The organism is Gammaproteobacteria bacterium (genome assembly GCA_015709635.1).
Classification (GTDB): Bacteria; Pseudomonadota; Gammaproteobacteria; order Burkholderiales; family Nitrosomonadaceae; genus Nitrosomonas.
Genome location: CP054180.1, coordinates 2,618,320 through 2,638,488 on the forward strand (window position 1 = coordinate 2,618,320; position 20,169 = coordinate 2,638,488).

Annotated in this window: 24 protein-coding genes; 9 read left to right on the forward strand and 15 right to left on the reverse strand. The window is 48.4% G+C overall.

Translation table 11 applies throughout. The features are described 5' to 3' along the window. The first annotated feature begins 5 nt into the window (after nt 1-5). The 4 genes from thpR to HRU78_12465 all read left to right on the forward strand — a co-directional run bounded on the left by thpR (nt 6) and on the right by HRU78_12465 (nt 2,451). Complete coding sequence (thpR, locus tag HRU78_12450; protein ID QOJ24351.1) at nt 6-518, forward strand: RNA 2',3'-cyclic phosphodiesterase; 513 nt, start codon at nt 6-8, stop codon at nt 516-518. A gap of 75 nt (nt 519-593) precedes the next feature. Then, complete coding sequence (gene tsaB / locus HRU78_12455) at nt 594-1,268, forward strand: tRNA (adenosine(37)-N6)-threonylcarbamoyltransferase complex dimerization subunit type 1 TsaB (GenBank protein QOJ24352.1); 675 nt, start codon at nt 594-596, stop codon at nt 1,266-1,268. Beyond that, nucleotides 1,265-1,726 (forward strand): ribosomal protein S18-alanine N-acetyltransferase, encoded by a 462-nt coding sequence (gene rimI, locus HRU78_12460; protein QOJ24353.1) that lies wholly within the window; start codon nt 1,265-1,267, stop codon nt 1,724-1,726. The genes tsaB and rimI overlap by 4 nt, the downstream gene beginning before the upstream one ends. Next, nucleotides 1,723-2,451 (forward strand): uracil-DNA glycosylase, encoded by a 729-nt coding sequence (locus HRU78_12465; GenBank protein ID QOJ24354.1) that lies wholly within the window; start codon nt 1,723-1,725, stop codon nt 2,449-2,451. Before rimI ends, HRU78_12465 begins: the two co-directional genes overlap by 4 nt. Before the next feature lie 4 nt (nt 2,452-2,455). Here HRU78_12465 and lplT read toward each other — a convergent pair whose 3' ends face one another. Further along, on the reverse strand, nt 2,456-3,730 hold the full coding sequence (lplT, locus tag HRU78_12470) for a lysophospholipid transporter LplT (protein QOJ24355.1): 1,275 nt from the start codon (nt 3,728-3,730) through the stop codon (nt 2,456-2,458). A 253-nt stretch (nt 3,731-3,983) separates the two neighbouring features. Here lplT and alr point away from each other — a divergent pair, with 253 nt between their 5' ends. Next, nucleotides 3,984-5,060 (forward strand): alanine racemase, encoded by a 1,077-nt coding sequence (gene alr / locus HRU78_12475; GenBank protein QOJ24356.1) that lies wholly within the window; start codon nt 3,984-3,986, stop codon nt 5,058-5,060. A gap of 43 nt (nt 5,061-5,103) precedes the next feature. Here alr and HRU78_12480 read toward each other — a convergent pair whose 3' ends face one another. The 13 genes from HRU78_12480 to HRU78_12540 all read right to left on the reverse strand — a co-directional run bounded on the left by HRU78_12480 (nt 5,104) and on the right by HRU78_12540 (nt 17,426). Further along, nucleotides 5,104-5,898 (reverse strand): peptidylprolyl isomerase, encoded by a 795-nt coding sequence (locus HRU78_12480; protein ID QOJ24357.1) that lies wholly within the window; start codon nt 5,896-5,898, stop codon nt 5,104-5,106. A gap of 149 nt (nt 5,899-6,047) precedes the next feature. Beyond that, nucleotides 6,048-6,350, reverse strand: coding sequence for a YciI family protein (locus tag HRU78_12485; protein QOJ25048.1), 303 nt, complete (start codon nt 6,348-6,350; stop codon nt 6,048-6,050). Next, the gene (locus HRU78_12490; GenBank protein QOJ25049.1) at nt 6,350-6,964 is read right to left on the reverse strand and encodes a septation protein A; all 615 of its coding nucleotides are present in this window, start codon (nt 6,962-6,964) and stop codon (nt 6,350-6,352) included. The genes HRU78_12485 and HRU78_12490 overlap by 1 nt, the downstream gene beginning before the upstream one ends. 69 nt (nt 6,965-7,033) lie before the next feature. Next, nucleotides 7,034-8,185, reverse strand: a complete 1,152-nt coding sequence (locus tag HRU78_12495; GenBank protein ID QOJ24358.1) for an FAD-dependent oxidoreductase — start codon at nt 8,183-8,185, stop codon at nt 7,034-7,036. A gap of 243 nt (nt 8,186-8,428) precedes the next feature. After that, nucleotides 8,429-9,208 carry a VacJ family lipoprotein gene (locus HRU78_12500; protein QOJ24359.1) on the reverse strand — a complete coding sequence of 260 codons (780 nt, stop codon included), beginning with the start codon at nt 9,206-9,208 and terminating at the stop codon, nt 8,429-8,431. Nucleotides 9,209-9,446: 238 nt separating this feature from the next. After that, complete coding sequence (locus HRU78_12505) at nt 9,447-11,540, reverse strand: M3 family metallopeptidase (GenBank protein QOJ24360.1); 2,094 nt, start codon at nt 11,538-11,540, stop codon at nt 9,447-9,449. A 55-nt stretch (nt 11,541-11,595) separates the two neighbouring features. Beyond that, complete coding sequence (locus HRU78_12510; protein QOJ24361.1) at nt 11,596-12,870, reverse strand: dihydroorotase; 1,275 nt, start codon at nt 12,868-12,870, stop codon at nt 11,596-11,598. A 10-nt stretch (nt 12,871-12,880) separates the two neighbouring features. After that, a complete protein-coding gene (locus HRU78_12515) occupies nt 12,881-13,840 on the reverse strand; it encodes an aspartate carbamoyltransferase catalytic subunit (GenBank protein ID QOJ24362.1) in 960 nt (319 codons plus the stop codon). Further along, complete coding sequence (gene pyrR, locus HRU78_12520) at nt 13,837-14,343, reverse strand: bifunctional pyr operon transcriptional regulator/uracil phosphoribosyltransferase PyrR (protein ID QOJ24363.1); 507 nt, start codon at nt 14,341-14,343, stop codon at nt 13,837-13,839. Before pyrR ends, HRU78_12515 begins: the two co-directional genes overlap by 4 nt. Next, nucleotides 14,324-14,809, reverse strand: a complete 486-nt coding sequence (gene ruvX / locus HRU78_12525; protein ID QOJ24364.1) for a Holliday junction resolvase RuvX — start codon at nt 14,807-14,809, stop codon at nt 14,324-14,326. The genes pyrR and ruvX overlap by 20 nt, the downstream gene beginning before the upstream one ends. Nucleotides 14,810-14,821: 12 nt before the next feature. Beyond that, on the reverse strand, nt 14,822-15,382 hold the full coding sequence (locus tag HRU78_12530) for a YqgE/AlgH family protein (GenBank protein ID QOJ24365.1): 561 nt from the start codon (nt 15,380-15,382) through the stop codon (nt 14,822-14,824). Between the two features lie 75 nt (nt 15,383-15,457). After that, nucleotides 15,458-16,084, reverse strand: coding sequence for a 2-polyprenyl-3-methyl-6-methoxy-1,4-benzoquinone monooxygenase (gene coq7, locus HRU78_12535; protein QOJ24366.1), 627 nt, complete (start codon nt 16,082-16,084; stop codon nt 15,458-15,460). A gap of 85 nt (nt 16,085-16,169) precedes the next feature. Next, complete coding sequence (locus tag HRU78_12540; protein ID QOJ24367.1) at nt 16,170-17,426, reverse strand: (Fe-S)-binding protein; 1,257 nt, start codon at nt 17,424-17,426, stop codon at nt 16,170-16,172. Between the two features lie 209 nt (nt 17,427-17,635). Between HRU78_12540 and rpsP the strand changes: the two genes are divergently transcribed. The 4 genes from rpsP to rplS are packed head-to-tail and all read left to right on the forward strand — an operon-like array spanning nt 17,636 to nt 19,632. After that, a complete protein-coding gene (gene rpsP / locus HRU78_12545) occupies nt 17,636-17,902 on the forward strand; it encodes a 30S ribosomal protein S16 (protein QOJ24368.1) in 267 nt (88 codons plus the stop codon). A 22-nt stretch (nt 17,903-17,924) separates the two neighbouring features. Continuing rightward, on the forward strand, nt 17,925-18,437 hold the full coding sequence (gene rimM / locus HRU78_12550; GenBank protein ID QOJ24369.1) for a ribosome maturation factor RimM: 513 nt from the start codon (nt 17,925-17,927) through the stop codon (nt 18,435-18,437). Between the two features lie 11 nt (nt 18,438-18,448). Continuing rightward, nucleotides 18,449-19,219, forward strand: a complete 771-nt coding sequence (trmD, locus tag HRU78_12555; GenBank protein QOJ24370.1) for a tRNA (guanosine(37)-N1)-methyltransferase TrmD — start codon at nt 18,449-18,451, stop codon at nt 19,217-19,219. A 17-nt stretch (nt 19,220-19,236) separates the two neighbouring features. Next, entirely contained in the window at nt 19,237-19,632 is a 396-nt protein-coding gene (rplS, locus tag HRU78_12560; protein QOJ24371.1) for a 50S ribosomal protein L19, read from the forward strand. 158 nt (nt 19,633-19,790) lie between these two features. Here the strand turns inward: rplS and HRU78_12565 are convergent, their stop codons facing one another. After that, complete coding sequence (locus HRU78_12565) at nt 19,791-20,135, reverse strand: arsenate reductase family protein (GenBank protein QOJ24372.1); 345 nt, start codon at nt 20,133-20,135, stop codon at nt 19,791-19,793. Nucleotides 20,136-20,169 lie beyond the last annotated feature (34 nt).

A 20,169-nucleotide genomic window follows, 5' to 3' on the forward strand; every position in this document is an offset into this window, starting at 1 on the left:
AACTCATGCGCGTATTTTTTGCCGTTTTCCCTAATAAAACTGTACAAAAACAAGTAGCGCATCACGCTCAAACACTAGAGCCCATTTGCGGCGGACGTAAAATTAAAATGCCACATCTTCATCTCACGCTGGTATTCCTGGGCGAGGTTAGTGCCGAACGCATCGAAATACTGCGGCAAATCATGAAAAACATACCAGTGAAGAAATTTGAGCTCGTATTGGATCAGATCAGCTACTGGAAGCGTAATCAAATTGTCTCTCTTCAGGGGAAGCAATTGCCGGCCGAACTGTTCGCTCTCGTCGAAGCAATCCAAATGAAATTAGCGGAAAATGGATTCTCATTTGACCAGCGCGCATACAAACCGCACATCACATTACTGCGGCAAGCCGTTCATCAAATTAGCTCCGATTTGATTAATCCCATCCGCTGGCCGGTCAATCAATGGTCTCTTGTACTATCGAAATCCGTTCCAACCGGTGTTGAATATGCTCCGCTTCATCATTGGCGGCTAAAATAAACAGCATAGACCACCCCCAAAATTGGCACACATTAAATTACAAACAATTTTTCTTACACCCAGCCCCGCACTCACTTGAAAATTCTCGCCCTTGAAACCTCTACCGAGTTTTGTTCCGTCGCACTGAATCTCGATGGAGAGATATCCGGCAAAGAGATTCTTGCCGGACGCAATCATTCCGAGATGATCTTACCAATGGTGAGGGAAATTCTGGCGCAAGCCGGATTAACATTGCAACAAATCGATGGTATCGCTTTTGGCGCAGGTCCCGGCTCTTTTACTGGCCTGCGCATTGCCTGCGGTGTGGCGCAAGGATTGGCCTTTGCCGCCGATCTGCCGGTTGCGGCGATCTGCACGCTGCAAGCAGTCGCAGAACAAATCGGCCAACAGAAAGTCATCGTGGCGCTTGATGCCCGCATGAACGAGATTTATCATGGCGCGTACCGGAAATTAACCGATCAAAGCTGGGAAATTATCAGTCCGCCCGCGCTCTGCTCACCGCAGCAGGCACCATCTGTATCCGGTAATGACTGGCATGGATGCGGTAGCGGTTTTGATGTTTATCACGATGTTTTAGCAATGCGATATAGTGCAAATACTCAACGGATCCATTCCGGATTCCATCCTCGCGCGCAAGAAATAGCGCAGCTTGCTCTGCCCAAATTCCATGAGGGTGCCTATACCGATGCAGCACTTGCTGCACCCGTCTATATCCGCAATAAAGTTGCGCTGAAAGAAAACGAACGATGAATACAATTCCGCAACAAACCGTCGAAATCAGGCCGATGCTGCTCTCGGATCTGGATCGCATTATCCTAATTGAACGGGAAATCTTCCTTTTTCCATGGTCACCGGGGAATTTTGCCGATTCAATCAAAGCCGGCTATATATGCCATGTACTACATCAAACCGATACGCTGATGGGTTACGGTATTATGATGATGAGTCCCGAAGAAGCTCACATTCTCACACTTGGTATCGCGGCCGATTGGCAGAAAAAAGGGCTAGGAAAGAAATTGCTCCAATTCCTCATACAATATGCCCGCGAACAACAAGCAAAATCGGTTTTCCTGGATGTGCGGGAATCCAATCACGGCGCTGCGCAGCTCTATAAGCAGATGGGTTTTCAACATATCGCCACGCGCAAAGGCTATTACCCCGCCATGTGCGGACGCGAAGATGCACTCGTTATGCGGTTGATGTTATGAATTCCCGGCGCAGGCAAATACTAAAAGAATTGAATTTGTTGCCGCTTTGGCGTCAAAAACCAGATAGTCAGCAGCAAGCCGAAGAATCGCTGTCACAGTCAATCGGAACGGAAAATTTGCCGCTTCCGCCTGATGCGGGATCTGATGCAGTGCAACCATCTATCACGCAGATGAATTGGAACCAGCTGAAGTTGGCGGTATCGCAGTGTGTTGCATGCCCCTTAAGCCAAACCCGCACACAAACGGTATTCGGTGTGGGTGACGAAAATGCGGATTGGCTCTTTATCGGTGAAGGACCCGGCGCACGGGAAGATGAAATCGGCGAACCTTTCGTTGGACAAGCCGGCAAGCTACTGGATCAAATGTTAGCCGCTATTCAACTCAAGCGTGGCGAGCGCGTATATATCGCCAATATCGTCAAATGCCGCCCGCCCAACAACAGAAACCCAACTTCAAACGAAGCCCGGCAGTGCGAGCCTTATTTAACCCGGCAAATTGCGTTGATTAAACCGAAACTCATCGTGGCGCTCGGCAAAGTAGCCGCGCAAAATCTCCTCGATCGCGACGACAGCATTTCAAGTCTGCGCGGGAAAGTGCACGAGTATTCCGGCATTCCATTAATTGTGACTTACCATCCGGCCTACTTGCTGCGCTCTCTGCCGGATAAAGCAAAAGCCTGGAGAGATTTATGTTTTGCCCGGTCGACCATGCAGTCCCTACCCTGAGTTATCAATGAATTTTCTTCGCGCCGATTAAATGTAGCGAGTCTTCCTTGCTTTGATTAAGCAAATGCCACTTTCTGATCAGCGCCATCGTGACGGATACAAATAATCCGAAAGCAACGATCACAATATAAATGTGCACTTCAAACCAGATCAACAGAGCGTAGAGCAACAGCATCGTCAGAATACTCAGGTTTTCATTAAAGTTCTGCACTGCGATGGAGTGTCCGGCGCCCATCAAAATATGTCCGCGGTGTTGCAACAAGGCATTCATCGGTACGACAAAGAAACCGGCCAAACCGCCAATCAGCATCAGCAATGTGATCGCAATCCATAAATCTTTCACCAGAATCATCGCCATCACAACGATACCCATCGCAATACCCAGCGGAATTACCTTGACCGACTGCCGCAATGAAATCCACCGCGCCGCCATCACCGCGCCTACGGCGATACCCACTGCAACCACCCCTTGTAGTTGCGCGGCTTGATTGAGCGGATAATCCAGCGCTACTTCCGCCCATTTCAATACGATAAACTGCAATGTCGCGCCCGCTCCCCAGAACAAAGTCGTCACGGCAAGCGAGATTTGCCCCAATTTGTCCATCCAGAGCAATCTCACACAGTGACTGAATTCGTGAATGAGATAAAAAGGATTTTTCTTCGGCATACGGTGATCAACGCCGGTATTCGGAATATACAGATTAAACAACGCTGCGATGGCGTAAATAACGGCTATAATCAAAATGCCGCTCTCCAAGGCGTTATCTATTCCGGTGTCAACAAATGGAAAGTCGAATCCCAGCAGCACATCGGCAATCGCAGGCGTTATCAGCACACCGCCCATTACCGTACCCAACACAATCGATGCCACCGTCAGCCCTTCAATCCAGCCATTGGCAATTACCAATTTCTCCGGCGGCAATAATTCCGTCAAGATGCCGTATTTGGCCGGTGAATACGCTGCCGCGCCCAATCCGACAACCGCGTAGGCGGTCAATGCGAAATATTGATGCATGGCAATGAACAATAACCCGCAACCGGTAATTTTGATGGTGTTGCTGATAAACATGACGCGCCCTTTCGGCATGGAATCGGCAAACGCGCCGACGAAAGGAGCTAAAATGACATAGAACAGCACAAAAACGAACTTCAGCATGGGTGTCAAATAAGCCGGGGCGTGCAAATCAATCAACAATGCAATCGCCACCACCAGCAACGCGTTATCCGCCAAAGAAGAGAAAAACTGCGCCGCCATAATCGTATAAAAACCGCGTTCCAAACTATTTCCTTGTCTATTTATTATTCTCAGTAGATTCAGTACGAAGAATCATCCCTGCAATTAATCGCCTGCTCACCAAAACCGACAATGGCAGAACTCATCCGTTTCCCCGTCCAATATTCAAGATTAGCACATCATACCGCTTCGCAGATGAAGGTATCACGACATAAAAGTTAAATCGGCACTGCAAATTTAGATTATGATAAAACGTTGCGAATAATACTCGCTCTTGCTTATTCTGAACATTACATTAATGCCACGCCCTATCCAAGCTTTTATCGATCCTTCCGCTTTAACTCATAACCTGACCGTAGTCCGCCGATATGCTCCACATGCACGCATCATGGCAATCCTTAAGGCTAACGCCTACGGTCACGGATTACTTCTTGCGGCCAGTGCGTTAAAAAACGTCGATGGATTCGCACTGCTGGAACTGGATGCTGCCATATGCTTACGTGATGCCGGCTACCAGCAACCGATACTGCTTCTGGAAGGCTTCTTTTCAATGCAAGAGCTGGCAATTTTTGAACACTATCGGTTAAGCGCGGTAATTCATCAGACAGAGCAAATCGCCATGCTGTCCGCTTCCAAACATCGTAATCTGGACTTATTTATAAAAATCAATACCGGGATGAATCGCTTGGGATTGGCGCCGGAGCAATTTTCACAAGCAATCGGCAAACTGCTGGAAAAGCAATATCAAAAAAACATTACCTTGATGACGCATTTTGCCTCTGCTGACGAGGCTTGCGAGGAAGAAAATGTAGTGCAGCAGCTGCAGTGCTTCAAGACCATATCGAAACAGCATCCTTATCCATGCACACTGGCGAATTCAGCCGCACTCATCCGTTTTCCCGAAACGCACGCCGATTGGGTGCGCCCCGGTATCATGCTGTACGGTGCTTCGCCTTTCCCGGACAAAACCGCAGCGGAGTTGGATCTGCAGCCGGTTATGACACTATCGAGCAAAATTATTGCGATACACGATTTGAAAACGGGTGAGAAAGTCGGTTACAACGGTCTTTTCCAAGCACCTCATCCAATGTGCATCGGCATCGTCGCGTGCGGTTATGCCGATGGCTACCCGCGCCACGCACCGACAAACACCCCCGTATTGATCAATAACCAACGCAGCCGGTTATTGGGGCGGGTATCCATGGATATGCTGGCTGTCGATTTAACCGGTATCGAAAATGCCGGATTAGATAGCCCGGTCATATTGTGGGGAAAAGGATTAAGTGTTGATGAAGTGGCTTTGAGCGCCGGTACTACCAGTTATGAATTGCTTTGCGCGCTGGCACCGCGAGTAGAAAAGATCGCTTCGCTGTAACGTTGCAATCCAATCCAGCCGCGGCAAACGCATTCGATGATCGTCATTCCACTTTAGCTTTGCTGCGTAATTCCTGCACAACGGTGCCGAATTCACGCTGTAATACCCGTTGCTGAATATTTTGCTTAACTTCTTCGAAAGGCGGTACTTCCATCGGACGTATGTCCATTAACTGAATCACATGCCAACCAAAAGAAGTTTGCACCGGTTGCTCCGTCAATCCCCCTTTGGATAATTTCACCAGCGCTTCGGAAAAAGGTCTGACGTAAGCTGCCGGCGGACTCCAGTTAAGCTCACCACCATTTTCCTTACTGCCGTCATCAATTGATTTTTCTTCGGCAATTTTGGCGAAATTACCACCTTTTTTAAGCTTGGCAATAATATCTTTGGCTTCATTTTCGCTTGCTACGAGGATATGGCGCGCCTTGTATTCTTTATCACCCATTTGTACTTTCAGAACTTCGTATTCCTTGCGCAATGTATCTTCATTCACCGCATTGTTTTTTATGTAATTTGCTTGAAATGCTCTGACCAGCACCGCCTGGCGCGCTATCTCAAGTTGCGCGACAACATCAGGATCCTTATCCAGTTTCTTCTTGATCGCCTCTTGTGCCAGGATCTCCTCAGCGATCAGATTCTCACGCAGCGCTTTCCTCATTTCCGGGCCGTCTGGCTGACCTTGCGCAACACTCGCTTTCACCATCAATTCCAGACGCGACTGTGGAATTGCTACGCCATTCACTTTAGCCACCGTGCCTGTCGACTGGGCTTGAGCAGATAGAGCAACCATTCCCATAATACTAACCATCATTACTTGTGAAAATTTCGTCAAACGCATGGAATTTCCTTTTTTGTGATTAAGATAAAATTAAATCCGTCAAATTATACGCAGCGTTAAAGTATACGCCTTAACTGAATCGACGTGAACTCAACATGCCATTATTTCTATTGAACAACTTGATACTGCTAGAAAGCAGCACGGAAGCACTATGCAGGTAATACCTTTTTAAATGGCTTGACAGTCACTTCCCGATAAACACCAACGCTTACGTAAGGATCCGCATTTGCCCAAGCTTGAGCTGCTTCCAAAGACTCAAACTCGGCTACGATCAAACTACCGGAGAATCCTGCCGAACCGGGATCTTGGCTATCGATAGCCGGATAGGGTCCGGCCAAAATCAATCGCCCCGCTTCTTGTAGCGCTTGAATTCGCTTTAGATGCTCCGGACGAACCACCATTCTTTTTTCCAGGCTATCGGGTACATCTTCACCGTTTATGACATACAGCATCATTGCTCCTTGTCCACTTTATCTTTACTCTCATTTTTTTGACCGGTTTCTGCACCTTCGGCGACATTATCCCTCACGGCTGGCGATGCTTCCTGCAAATATTTCTCCAACATCATCACCTGTCCAATGACAAAAATCAGCATCAACCCGGTAGCACCGAACAGCTTAAATGAAACCCAAGTATCCAGCGGGAAGCTGAATGCGACATACAAGTTGATACATCCCATAATCAGGAAAAAACCCGCCCAGCTCAAATTGAGTTTGCTCCAGACTTGTGGCGGCAATACCATTTGTTTTTCAAGCATCGCTTGAATCAGGTTTTTTTTGAAAATTGCACTAGATCCGAATAAAACCGCTGCAATCAGCCAATACAACACCGTCGGCTTCCATTTGATAAACATTTCATCCTGGGATATTAATGTCGCACCGCCAAAAACGACAATAACCGCCAGATTTATCCACATTATTTTGTCGACTTGCCGGTGACGAAACCAAAGCCAGCCTATTTGCGCGAAAGTCGCTGCTATCGCAACCGCGGTCGCAATGAAAATATCGTACAGCTTGAACGCCAGGAAAAATAAAATGACCGGAAATAGATCAAAAAGAAATTTCATCACCGTGAATATTCTGAATTTATTTCAATAGCAACTTGGCTAATAGATCACAAAATGAAAGAAATGTTCTCACACCAATACCGGTGGCAACTGCGGCGTGAGATTATTTTTTTCCTGTGTCGCCGCACCCAATAAAGCGTAACCGAGCAATTGACCTACTTCATCCCGATATAGCGCTTTCACACCATTTTGATCGGCTTCCACATGCCATTCACCTTTTATATTGAAATCCGGCGGCGAAACCACGGCAGGACAGGCTGGTGTTTTCACGATCACCGGCATCGCCGGATAACGAACCTGAGTCGGATTACCTGCAAGTGTCGCCGCTAAAGCTCGGGCTGCATGCGTGATCGGCATCACAAAAGGCAGCACTTTCCCTGCCACCTCAGCGCAATCACCCAAAGCATAAATGCCGTCACACTGTGTTTGCAGCAAACGATTGACGACTATGCCGCGATTAACTTGGATACCGGCTGATGCGGCCAGTTGCGTGCGCGCACGCAAGCCAACTGCGGACAGTACGATATCGGATTCGATCGGCTCGCCACTGGTAAACGTTAAACGCAGCCTTTCTTGCGCTTGATCGATCGATTGTGTGGTTGCATTCAAATGAAAAACCACACCCGCTGCTTCCAGCTTCTGCCGTATAAAAGCTCCGCCCGCTGGAGGCAACAGCCGTCCCAGCGGTTGCGCGCTGATGTCGATCACATCCACCTGATAACCGGCTATTGCCAGATCGTTGGCAAATTCGCAGCCGATCAGGCCTGCACCGATAATACTGACCCGTTTCTTACCGCTTAGCGCGTCACGAAATTTTTTATAATCATCGAGATCATTAACCGTTAATATTTTTGCCACGCCATCACCCGACAACGGCAAATGAATTTGATCGGCACCTAATGCCAAAACCAGCCGGTCATAGCTTATTCTTTCACCACCGGTCAGTACCGCTGCACGTTCCGCTTGATCAATTGCGGTCACGCGGCAATGCGGGCGGATGGAAATTTTTAATTGTGATGCCATTTGTACCGCATCGCCATTTAAAATGGATTCGGGAATTTTCCCGGATGCCAGTGCATTTGACAACATAGGTTTGGAATAGAAACCACCGTGATCAGCCGATAGCATGACAACCGCAAGTTCGGTATTCAGCTTGCGCAATTCACGCGCCACCGCATAGCCGGCTAATCCGCTTCCCACAATAACTACTGGATTTCCCATTAACTCAGATCTCCTCCAGGTCAAAATCCACAATACGTATATTCTTGATCACCGATACATTCATCATCGCTAAGACAAGCCGCAATCGCATTAAAATCTTTTCGTTTCATTTTCCTGAGCTGACAAAAAAACAAGGCACACTGATTACTGAAGCATTACTCCGAATCAATGTGCCTTTATTACGATCTACGATGTCAGTTCAGGGATGCAATCCACATCCAGAAACAAAGGAACTGCGCTATATTACTTGGCCTCGTCCTTGTTGTTCACCAGGCTTGTACGTCTTTGCAAATAAGCGTCACGCACGAATTCGTACTTATCCAGTGCGGCTTCCTCAAGCGTTTTATCATGTTCCAGGTGCCGCGCACGCAAGTGGATGGTTCTTGCAGCGCCAATTGGCACACGCACTGCTGTTGAATTGATATAAGCGACGTTATTCACGAAAATCCCTGTAACCCCTTGGGTGATAGGATCAAATATGAAACTATCGACAGCGAGACCGACCGTATCACGAACTGAGCTTGGTCCCAAGAAAGGGAGCACAATATAAGGTCCACTAGCAATACCATAGCGGCCCAATGTCTGACCAAAATCTTCATTACGCTTATTGAGATTGACATCGCTCACGGCACTGATGTCGCTGGCAATATCGATCATACCGAACATACCAAAGGTAGTATTAACGAACAATCGCGCGCTACTGGCCAATGCGCTCTCGTAATTCAATTGCAGGACGGAGTTAGCTATCACGACCACTTCGTTCACATTGGAGAACATATTGCCGAGTATCATTTCAATCGGATCAGGTGTAACAATCTTATATCCTCTGGCAACCGGATCCATGACATTGTGATAGAACACTTCATTGAAATTGAAAACTGCACGGTTCATGGATTCCAGAGGATCATTCACACCATTCTGGTTGTTGCCGTTTGCACTTAACGTCTTCGTTGAAGCACAACCCGTTAAAAACAAACTAGAAACCAGAATAGCGACAGCTATGGAACGGATAATATTAATCATGTTCTTATTTCTTTTAGTAAAAATTCGGTCGATCTTGCCATATTTATACGATTGATTCAATACACCCTCGCACAAAGTATGCCGTTTTGTTCAGGCAATCATGCATCCATACTGCACGGAATAATTAGAAAGCTGCCAATTAATCAGATACCCCGCGTTCAATATACGGTAGATTATGCCAGGACTAAATAAAGTATCCATTCAGCAATAGAATGGACAAAATGATGCAATTCTCCGGTTAAGCCGTTTCCATTCCGCTATGGCGCAATAACGCATCCAATTCCGGCTCGCGTCCGCGAAAGGCAATAAACGACTCGAGCGCCGAACGGCTTCCTCCCACCGCCAGAATCTCTTCCAGAAAATGCGAACCCGTGGCTGCATTCACGACCCCATCTGCAGCAGTTTCTTCAAACATGCTGTAGGCATCCGCCGAAAGCACTTCCGCCCACTTATAACTGTAATAACCCGCGGCATAACCGCCGGCGAAAATATGCGCAAAACTATTGGGGAAACGGTTAAAGTCCGGTGGAATAACCACGGCAACTTCGCTACGGATTTCGTCCAGCAACTGTAAGACCGTCTTGTCACCATCCGGATCAAAATCGAAGTGCACATGCATATCGAACAGCGCAAACTCAATTTGGCGCAGCATTTGCAACCCGCTCTGGAAATTTTTAGCTTTAATCATCTTGCCATACAACTCTTTGGGTAATGGCTCACCGCTATCAATATGTTGCGTCATCCCCGCCAGCACATCCCACTCCCAGCAAAAATTTTCCATGAACTGACTCGGTAGCTCCACTGCATCCCATTCAACGCCGTTAATTCCGGACACCCCCAAGTCTTCCACTTTAGTCATCAAATGATGCAAGCCGTGACCGAATTCATGAAACAAGACGATCACTTCGTTATGAGTAAATAACGCCGGGCGCGGCTGATCATCCATAGTGACCGGCGCAGAAAAATTACACGTGAGATAAGCCACCGGCAATTGTATCGCGTGCTTACCCACTGGCTGATGATCGATCCGCCGGCGTGTAATCGCATCATCCATCCACGCACCACCCCGTTTACTCGGCCGTGCATAAAGATCCAAATAAAATTGACCAATCAGATGACCGTTGGCGTCATGAATATCAAAAAACTTCACATCAGGGTGCCAGCACTGAATCTTGCGCTCAGGTGCCGCAAGCGTGATGCGGATTCCATACAGCTTTTCCACCACTTTAAACATACCGGCCAATACTTTATCCTCCGGAAAGTATTGCTTAACTCCCTGATCAGAAAAAGCATAGCGCTCTTGGCGCAATTTCTCACTGACATACGCCAAATCCCAAGCTTCAAGTTTTGGCAAATCCAATTGCTCAGCGGCATATTGCTGCAGCGCTTGCAAATCCTGCGCCGCGTATGGCTTTGCTTTTCCTGCCAATTTTTTCAGAAACTCCAATACTTGCTGCGGAGAGGTCGCCATTTTCGATGCCAGGGAAACTTCGGCATAATTCCCATAGCCCAGCATTTGCGCCGCCTCCCGGCGCAATTCCAGTATTTTATTAATCAGCGGCATATTATCTTTGCTCGAGTCCGCCTGGCTATCAAACTCGCTGGCGCGCGTCGCATAAGCACGGTACATTTGTTCGCGTAAATCGCGATTATCGGCGTATTGCAGCACGGGAAGATACGACGGCATATGTAAGGTAAATTTCCAGCCTGTTTTGCCATCTGCTGCGGCTAACTGTTGCGCCGTCTGCAGCACATCGTCCGGAATCCCGGTTAAGGCTTTCGCATCTTCGATCAACAGGGAAAACGCATTGGTCGCATCCAGCAAATTGTCGCTGAACGTTGAAGATAATTTCGATAATTCTTCCTGGATTTGCAAGAACCGCTGTTTCTTGTCGGATGGCAATTCCGCGCCACCCAAACGGAAATCGCGCAACTCATTCTCGATGATCTTCTTTCTAGCCGGCGTCAACTGATCGAATTCCGCGCTTGCGCGTAACTGTTTAAATTTCTCAAACAGCTTTACATCCTGCGACAACTCGGCATAAAACTGCGTGATCAGCGGCAGATTGGCATTATAAGTTTCACGTAACTGCGGCGTATTCATCACCGCATTCAGATGCGACACCTGCCCCCAAGCGCGAGACAGCCGTTCATTGGCATCCGTCATTGGCTGCACAAACGTCTGCCAGGCCGGCACCCGGTCATCTGCTCGTACCTTATCAATCACCGCGCGATTTTCCTTTAACAGCGTTTCAATGGCCGGTGTGATATGTTCGTTGTTGATTTCTGCAAAACGGGGTAAGCCGGAAAAATCTAGTAATGGGTTTGACATGTTGCTCCACATGATCGGTTAAAAACAAAAATAATGAGGAAATTTTGCTGAAAACTCAGCATTCGTACACGACATGACCATTTACCAGGGTATATTTAACACCACCCGGCAATTCCATGCCCATGAAAGGCGTATTTTTTCCTTGACTCTGAATAGCCGACGAAGTCACTTTCCAGAAATGATCAGGGTCGAAAATGCAGATATCCGCCGCACTGCCGACAGACAGATGGCCCGCGTCAACTCCCAGTATCCGTGCCGGATCCGAGGTAATTTTCGCCAGCGCTTTCGGCAGCGGCAAGCGCATTTCGGTGGCCCACTTTAATGTCAGCGGCAGCAACAATTCCACGCCCGTCGCACCGACGTCGGATTGAGCGAACGGCAACAATTTAGCGTCTTCGTCTACCGGTGCATGATCCGAACAGATCGCATCGATCGTGCCATCCAGCAAACCCTGGCGCAGCGCATCGCGATCGCTAGAGCTACGCAACGGCGGCATCAAATGACAATTGGAATCAAAAAAACCGATATCCATGTCCGACAAGTGCAGGTGATTAATCGTCACATCGCAGGTAATCGGTAAACCCTGTTGTTTCGCAGCGCGGATCATCGTCAAGCCTTCGGCGCTGGAAATCCGGCACAGATGGACGCTGACACCGGTTTCCTTGGTCAACAACACAATATTGGCGATAGCGATCGTTTCCGCGCATACGGGGACTGTCAACAGGCCCAACCGGGTCGCCACTTCGCCATCGTGCGCCACGCCATCGCCCGTCAGCGTGATTTCCTGCGGCCGCAGCCATACGCTAAAACCGAATGTCGATGCATACCGCATGGCTTGCATCAGCACGCGCAAGTTCGGCAATAAACCATCCGATTGGCCGAACACCACGCATCCGGCATCATTCAGCTCCGCCATCTCGGTCAAGCGTTCCCCCTTCAATCCCTGCGTCAGCGCGCCGATCGGATAAACATGCGCCTGATTGAGATTCTTGGCGCGATGCTTGAGCATTTCCACCAATCCTGGCTCATCGAGAGGCGGATCGGTATCCGGCGGACACGCGATGCTCGTGACGCCACCGGCAACCGCTGCCGCCATTTCCGACTCCAGCGTCGCCATATATTCCAGCCCCGGTTCACGCAGGCGCACCGACAGATCGACCAATCCCGGGCACACGACCAACGATTGCGCGTCGATCACCCGGCTGGCTTGAAATTCGCTGGGCGCCGTACCAATGGTCACGATTTTGCCTTTGGCGATAAAAATATCCTGTACGGCATCGATACCGTTTTTTGGATCGATCAAGCGCCCATTTTTGATATGAATTCTCATGCAACCGCCTCTAAACCTGATTGCCCGCCAATATCGACATCACCGCCATACGTACCGCAATGCCGAAGGTTACTTGCGGCAAAATGACCGACTGTTTGCCGTCCGCGACTTCCGAATCGATCTCGACACCGCGATTCATCGGTCCCGGATGCATCACGATGGCATCGCGCCGGGCGAGTGACAATTTCTCCGGCGTCAGCCCGTAATATTTAAAATATTCCTCCGGACTGGGCAGATTCGCGCCTTTCATGCGTTCATTTTGCAAGCGCAGCATCATCAACACGTCAATGTCTTTGAGTCCCTTAGCCATATCGTGATAAACATGCACCCCCAAGCGCTCCACCATTTTGGGCAGCAACGTTTTAGGCGCGATCACGCGCACTTCCGGCACACCGAGCGTGGTCAATGCATGAATCTGGGAGCGCGCCACGCGGGAATGCAAAATGTCGCCGATAATGGCCACGCGCAAGTTACGAAAATCGTGCTTGAAACGACGGATCGTAAACATATCCAGCAGCGCCTGTGTCGGGTGTGCATGGCTACCGTCCCCGGCATTGATCACATGAATTTCCGGTTGCACATGTTTTGCAATCAAGTGCGCCGCGCCGCTCTGCGCATGCCGCACGACAAACATATCCGCATTCATCGCGGAAAGATTATTGACCGTATCCAGCAACGTTTCGCCCTTGGATTGCGCTGAAACGGCGATATTCAAATTAAAAACATCGGCTGACAATCGCTTGGCGGCGATCTCGAACGTCGTACGCGTGCGCGTGCTGGGTTCAAAAAAAAGATTGAATATCGATTTCCCGCGTAACAGGGGAATTTTCTTGACATCACGTTCCGTGACTCCGACAAACGATTCGGCGGTGTCCAGGATATGCAGCAAAGTAGCGGCAGGCAATCCTTCGGTTGTCAGCAAATGCTGCAACACGCCATGTTCATCCAGTTGCGGGTTCCTATTGATCATTCCGGCAGATTCTTATCGTACAAATGCAAGCTTAACTTTCCGTTCTTTCCACGCCGCAACTCGAGCATTTCGTCCATCGGCAATTCCAGCGTGATACCGGTGTACTGCGCGGCTATCGGCAATTCCCTGTCGCCCCGGTCGACTAACGCGGCAAGACTGATCGAAGCAGGCCGGCCGTAATCGAACAATTCATTGATCGCCGCCCGGATGGTGCGTCCCGTCTGCAGCACATCGTCCACCAGCAATATATGCGCGCCTTCCACAGCAAACGGTATTTCCGATGGCTTAACCTGTGCATGCAAACCGATCTTATCGAAATCATCGCGATAAAAAGCGACATCGAGCGTTCCCAGCGGTTGTTTAATTCCCAGTTCCTGATGCAGACGCTCCGCCAGCCACACCCCACCGGTATGGATACCTACAAGCGAAAAATCCTTACCGGTATCGGATCGGATTTTTTGCGTGAGATCTTTGAGTACTGCTTCAGCGTCTGGTAATCGCATGCTGTTCGTCAAAAAATGATTGCAAGATTTGCTGTGCGGCTATTTGATCCAATACCGCCTTTTGTTTTCTTCCGGTAATGCCCGCTTCACGCAATGCCGCGCTGGCTGTTTCACTGGTATAGCGTTCGTCTTTCATGATCACTTGGATATTGAAGCGACCTTCCAGCCGCCGCGCAAAACGCTGGCTCAATTGCGTCAATTCATGCGCTGTGCCGTCGCTGTGCAACGGCAATCCCACGACCAGCAAAACCGGCTGCCAGGTTTCGATCAATTGAGCAATCAGTGCAAAACACCGTTCTGTCACCGCGCTGTCAACCGTTGCCAGAGGATGCGCCACGCCAACGGCGGTATTCCCCATGGCCACGCCCGTGCGCTTCTTGCCGAAATCAAAAGCCAGAACAACTCCGGCTACGTGCTGTTCTGGCAAATGATTTTGCAAATGTTTATCCGCGAAGCTTACCGTCATCTGTACAAATGATTATGCATGCCCGACTTCGTTGGAAAGATTGGCATCTTGAATACCCAGTAGTTGCATTGCAGCCGGAAGCCTTTCTTCCGTCGGCAAGTCAAAGATCACGGAGGTTGAAGCGGGCACCGTCAGCCACGCATTCTGCGCCAACTCATGCTCGATTTGACCCGCAGCCCAGCCCGCATAGCCCATCGCGATCAACACTTGGTTCGGTCCTTCGGCATTGGCAATGGCTTTTAAAATATCCAATGAGGTTGTCAAGCCGACTTCTCCATTCACAGTCAGGGTAGATTGCCACTTACCGACCGGCTGATGCAACACGAAACCGCAATCCAGCTGCACCGGTCCGCCAAACAATACCGGCACAGATTCCGTGAAAGCATCGGCCGGTGGAATGTCCAGTTGCTTGAAAAGATTGATCAGTGTCAGGTCAGTGGGCCTGTTAATGACGATACCCAATGCACCTTGTTCGTTGTGTTCACAAATATACGTCAATGTTTTGGAAAAGACAGAATCTGCCATCGCCGGCATCGCAATCAAGAAATGATGTGTCAGATTGATATTTTTCATCGCGGACATTTTCACTTATTGCTTGATTATTCCGATTTCTCTTTTATCCGGTAGATTCCCCATACAGCATCGCATTCAAACCCAGTATGCGGTATGAGTCATCACTTTCGATCCAAGTTTCATGGTTAACTTCACCGGCAACGGTAGTTCTGCGCCACCGTATGACAATGCCATGGTCGCATGGCTGGCTTCATCGATTTTCATTTGTGTCACGATGGCGCGGCTTTTCTCGTCATGATCGGGCAAACGCTGCAAATGACCGGCCAGATGTGCTCCAACCTGATGTTCCGTCTCGGCTAGAAAACCTAGATTCCACTTGTCACCCAGCATACCTGCCACGACACCGATGGCAAAAGATCCGCCGTACCAGAGCGGATTCAACAAGCTTTTATGCCCGCCCAGTTCAGCGATACGGCGCTCCGTCCACGCCAGATGCTCCGTTTCTTCGCGCGCCGCCTGCATCAGGGTTTGCTGCACGGTTTCATTGCGCGCTGTCAACCCTTGCCCCTGATACAGCGCTTGCGCACATACTTCACCAACATGGTTTACGCGCATCAACGCACACGATAACCGTTTCTCTGCATCCGTCATCTCAGCTTCCGGCAGTTCACTGCCAGGCACAGGCCGCAAAGTCTGAGCCGGTGTCGAGAGTGTCCGCAGGGCGCTGTCAAAACCAATGATAAGCTTATCGATAGTAATCATCGTCTTTTACTTCATCCTTGAATAAGAATTGACGCACCATTATAGGCCGATATACGCGCATTTAGGTACACTAAAATTTTGCCGGTTATAATTTCAACCCCATTTGTCTGGCCAGGAGAGCAACCGGATGCAACACTTCAACATTAATTCCTTGCTCGTACAGTCTATTGGCCATATGCATGGCACAACCGATATTGGAAGTTACCAGGTACTGAACCCCGCTTTCCTTCAATGCCGTTATCTTATCGCTTAACAACATATCCGCGATTTCAGGTTGATCGATGAAATAAGTCCCTGCAGCACCGCAACATTGGTCATTGCCAGCCAAAGGCATCGCTTCCACACCGGGTATTCGGGCAATCAATTGATAAGGATATGCTTGGTCATGCAATACATTACGCAAACTGCACGGCTCATGCACCAGGATTTTTTTTGCTAGCGGCGCCATATCGACATTTTCCCATCCCTCAGCCTTCATTAGAAAATGACTGATATCCGTAATGCGCGCTTGATTGTCGGCAACCCCGGATTCGATTAATTGCACACCGCACCCCGATGAAGTACTGATAACCGTATCAAATCCAGCAAATACGAATCGATTCCGCCGCACCAATGCATTCGCCTGCTCCGGATCACCGCTATGCTGATGGATAGCACCGCAACAAGTCTGAGCGGGTGGAACATGAACCGTATAACCGAGGCGATTCAGTACATAAATACTTGAATTTAGAGTTTCTACATCAGTAATGCGTGCCACACACCCGAGAAACAAAGCAACCTCACCGCGCTTCTCGCTTTGCGCTGGATAAATCGCCTGCCAAAAATTGCCGATCGCATTATTCCCATCCGCAACCATCGCATAGGGAAACTTAACCAAAGGAAGTTGCATGATAAATTTTAGCAATTTGCTTTTCTTCCCAAGGATCGATTTTTGCAACCACTGCAACGGCATTCTTTTTTGCATGAAATAAAACCCCCAACGCAACCGGTCCAAACGCATGGGTTGCGCAAGCAGCAGCATTTCTAACACCATGCGCGCACGTGACTTTCGAGCAGTTGCCGTGGATGTCGAATGATCCGCAATTAAAGCGCGCGCCTCATCGATCAAGCGCCCGTAAGTCACACTATTTGGACAAACCGCTTCGCAGGCCCGGCACGTCAGACAACGATCCATATGCTGAACGAATCGCGCATTCAATGGGATATGTCCTGTTGCAACGCCACTCATTAAGGCGATACGTCCGCGCGGAGAATCAGCTTCAGATTGCAGCACACGATAAGTTGGGCAATGCGGCAAACACAAACCGCACGAAACGCATTGATTTGATTCTTCAATAATCATTTTTTTGGAAAATTCTGAAAGCAATTTTATTCTCCATCTTAACTAGAAAAGCGTGTTTGGTACTACTATCCATGCTCATTTAAAGGGCATTGCGGTAAGGTAAATATACGACTATTTTATCACTTGTCATAATTGCAAGAATTACTGTAAAATTAAATGTTATTTAAATTGCTTCATACTTTTTAGACTGACAGGTTCACAGGAAAAACATGGTTATTATCCGATTAGCAAGAGGGGGGGCAAAAAAGCGCCCATTTTTTAATATGGTAGTGGCGAATTCGCGCTACGCACGCGATGGTCGGTTTATTGAGCGCATCGGCTTTTATAATCCGCGAGCTGCCGAAGGCGAGGAAGCATTGCGTGTTCAATTGGAACGGGTTGCTTACTGGCAATCCAAAGGTGCGCAGCTATCATCAACAGCGACTCGACTGATCAAACAATTTTCTGCCAATCAAGCAGCATCAGCAAATAGCTAAAGCAGACAAACAAAACACACCGATGGTGATCATGGGCCATATCATTGGCCCTTACGGTGTTCGTGGCTGGATAAAAGTTAGTCCGTACACAGAATATATCGACGGATTAATGGAATACCCGGTATGGTGGCTGAGTAAGGATGGTCATGATTGGCAAGTGGTGCATGTTATTGATGGCCAAATCAACGGCAGTATATTAAATGCGCTATTCAAGGAATATACTGACCGTACGCAAGCACTGAAGTTAAACGGAATGCAAATAGCAATACCGCGCGATCAATTTCCTGATCTATCCGCAGATGGGAAGGATGGTTACTACTGGTCGGACTTGATTGGCATTGCGGTTTTAAATCTGCAGGGTGAAGAATTAGGTAAAGTTGTTGGTTTGTTTGAGACCGGTGCGAATGATGTCCTGCGCATACAAAGTGAGAATAAAGATAAACAAGAAATTCTCATCCCTTTTGTTGAACAGTTCATCATAAAAGTGGACTTAAAGCTTTCACGGATTACAGTTGACTGGGGCACGGACTATTAAGGTAAAAAGCAATGCCTTTTGAATGCGATGTTATCACGCTATTTCCGGAAATGTTTGGCGCCATAACACAATACGGCATAACAGGAAAGGCGAACAGAAGCAATCTTTTCTGTCTTAACACATGGAATCCGCGCGACTTTACCAGCGATAATTATCGCACCGTAGACGACAGTCCTTACGGTGGCGGCCCAGGGATGGTCATGATGGCACAACCATTAGAAGATGCCATCCTGCAAGCGAAGGCAAGACAAAATGTTTTGGGTATTGAAAAACCTACGGTTGCTTATCTAACGCCGCAGGGAAAACGGCTCGATCATTCGCTAGTCACGCAACTCAGCGCACTACCGGGATTGATACTGCTTTGCGGACGATACGAAGGAATTGATGAGCGTTTAATCAATCGTCAGGTCGACATTGAGATTTCTATCGGCGATTATGTTGTCTCGGGCGGTGAGCTGGCTGCAATGGTGTTGATTGACTGTGTCGTCAGACAGATTCCAGGCGCATTGGGCGATCCGGAATCTGCAAACCAGGATTCATTTGTAGCAGGGCTATTGGATTATCCTCACTATACCCGTCCTGAGGTATATCAAGGAAACTATGTGCCGGAAATATTAATGTCAGGCAATCATGCGCATATCCGCCGATGGCGCTTACAGCAAGCGATCGGCAGAACATGGCTAAAACGCCCTGATTTATTTGAGTTGAAATTTGCACAAGGCATGACATTAGAAGAAGAAAAACTGTTGGAAGAATTTAAACAATCTTGTAAATCCAGGTAGAAAGAGGGAAAAGTACTATGAACTTAATCGAGCAATTAGAAGCAGAAGAAATTAAACGCCTAAATAAAGAGATACCTGATTTCTCCCCGGGAGACACAGTCATCGTAAACGTCAATGTTGTTGAAGGTGACCGTAAACGGGTGCAGGCTTACGAAGGAGTCGTAATTGCCAAACGCAATCGCGGTCTGAATTCGGCGTTTACAGTGCGCAAAATTTCCAGCGGAGAAGGCGTGGAACGTACCTTTCAAACCTACTCGCCATTAATAGCTAGCATTGAAATCAAACGCCGTGGCGCAGTTCGCCGTGCGAAACTTTATTATCTCAGGGATCGTGCCGGCAAATCAGCGCGGATTCGCGAGAAATTACCTGCTCGCACCGGTGGTGATAGCAAAAACGCAGCATCACCTGAATAAGAAATTGCAACAGCTCTCGGAATAGATCATCCGGTTACGGTAACGAGCCGGATCGATGATTATAATCCGCCAAAGTGTAATTATCCGCACAATACCGTCGGTAAGATTGAGACAAGAAATCCGCAGCAACCGCGTTTTATCCTTGCCCTTTCAAGCTGCTATTTAAGCAATTCCAAAACATTTTCAGGCGGCCGGCATAATTTGGCTTGATTTCCACGTACCACGATGGGACGTTGCAACAAATCGGGGTTGTCGATCATGGCGTTAATGATCTCATCATCGGATGCTGCAGCAAGCTGATGGGCTGATGGTTCGTCTTTTCTCAGAATATCGCGCGCGGAGAGATTGAGTTTCCGGATCAATTCCCGCAATTTGTCGGCGGTTAAAGGCGTTTCATAATAATTCACGGATTCAAACTCCGCACCGCTCTCCTTAAGCAAGGATAATGTCGCTCTGCATTTACTGCATGTAGGCTTCTGATAAATAACGATCTTGTCACTCATTTAATTCGCACCATCAAGATTCTCTGCCAATCGC

What these genes read in the sequence shown, in the direction of transcription:
- thpR (QOJ24351.1), top strand. Translation starts at nt 6, where the DNA reads ATGCGCGTATTTTTTGCCGTTTTCCCTAATAAAACTGTACAAAAACAA.
- rimI (QOJ24353.1), top strand. Translation starts at nt 1,265, where the DNA reads ATGAATACAATTCCGCAACAAACCGTCGAAATCAGGCCGATGCTGCTC.
- HRU78_12465 (QOJ24354.1), top strand. Translation starts at nt 1,723, where the DNA reads ATGAATTCCCGGCGCAGGCAAATACTAAAAGAATTGAATTTGTTGCCG.
- alr (QOJ24356.1), top strand. Translation starts at nt 3,984, where the DNA reads ATGCCACGCCCTATCCAAGCTTTTATCGATCCTTCCGCTTTAACTCAT.
- HRU78_12480 (QOJ24357.1), bottom strand. Translation starts at nt 5,898, where the DNA reads ATGCGTTTGACGAAATTTTCACAAGTAATGATGGTTAGTATTATGGGA.
- HRU78_12485 (QOJ25048.1), bottom strand. Translation starts at nt 6,350, where the DNA reads ATGCTGTATGTCATAAACGGTGAAGATGTACCCGATAGCCTGGAAAAA.
- HRU78_12490 (QOJ25049.1), bottom strand. Translation starts at nt 6,964, where the DNA reads ATGAAATTTCTTTTTGATCTATTTCCGGTCATTTTATTTTTCCTGGCG.
- HRU78_12495 (QOJ24358.1), bottom strand. Translation starts at nt 8,185, where the DNA reads ATGGGAAATCCAGTAGTTATTGTGGGAAGCGGATTAGCCGGCTATGCG.
- HRU78_12500 (QOJ24359.1), bottom strand. Translation starts at nt 9,208, where the DNA reads ATGATTAATATTATCCGTTCCATAGCTGTCGCTATTCTGGTTTCTAGT.
- HRU78_12505 (QOJ24360.1), bottom strand. Translation starts at nt 11,540, where the DNA reads ATGTCAAACCCATTACTAGATTTTTCCGGCTTACCCCGTTTTGCAGAA.
- HRU78_12510 (QOJ24361.1), bottom strand. Translation starts at nt 12,870, where the DNA reads ATGAGAATTCATATCAAAAATGGGCGCTTGATCGATCCAAAAAACGGT.
- HRU78_12515 (QOJ24362.1), bottom strand. Translation starts at nt 13,840, where the DNA reads ATGATCAATAGGAACCCGCAACTGGATGAACATGGCGTGTTGCAGCAT.
- pyrR (QOJ24363.1), bottom strand. Translation starts at nt 14,343, where the DNA reads ATGCGATTACCAGACGCTGAAGCAGTACTCAAAGATCTCACGCAAAAA.
- ruvX (QOJ24364.1), bottom strand. Translation starts at nt 14,809, where the DNA reads ATGACGGTAAGCTTCGCGGATAAACATTTGCAAAATCATTTGCCAGAA.
- HRU78_12530 (QOJ24365.1), bottom strand. Translation starts at nt 15,382, where the DNA reads ATGAAAAATATCAATCTGACACATCATTTCTTGATTGCGATGCCGGCG.
- coq7 (QOJ24366.1), bottom strand. Translation starts at nt 16,084, where the DNA reads ATGATTACTATCGATAAGCTTATCATTGGTTTTGACAGCGCCCTGCGG.
- HRU78_12540 (QOJ24367.1), bottom strand. Translation starts at nt 17,426, where the DNA reads ATGATTATTGAAGAATCAAATCAATGCGTTTCGTGCGGTTTGTGTTTG.
- rpsP (QOJ24368.1), top strand. Translation starts at nt 17,636, where the DNA reads ATGGTTATTATCCGATTAGCAAGAGGGGGGGCAAAAAAGCGCCCATTT.
- rimM (QOJ24369.1), top strand. Translation starts at nt 17,925, where the DNA reads ATGGTGATCATGGGCCATATCATTGGCCCTTACGGTGTTCGTGGCTGG.
- trmD (QOJ24370.1), top strand. Translation starts at nt 18,449, where the DNA reads ATGCCTTTTGAATGCGATGTTATCACGCTATTTCCGGAAATGTTTGGC.
- rplS (QOJ24371.1), top strand. Translation starts at nt 19,237, where the DNA reads ATGAACTTAATCGAGCAATTAGAAGCAGAAGAAATTAAACGCCTAAAT.
- HRU78_12565 (QOJ24372.1), bottom strand. Translation starts at nt 20,135, where the DNA reads ATGAGTGACAAGATCGTTATTTATCAGAAGCCTACATGCAGTAAATGC.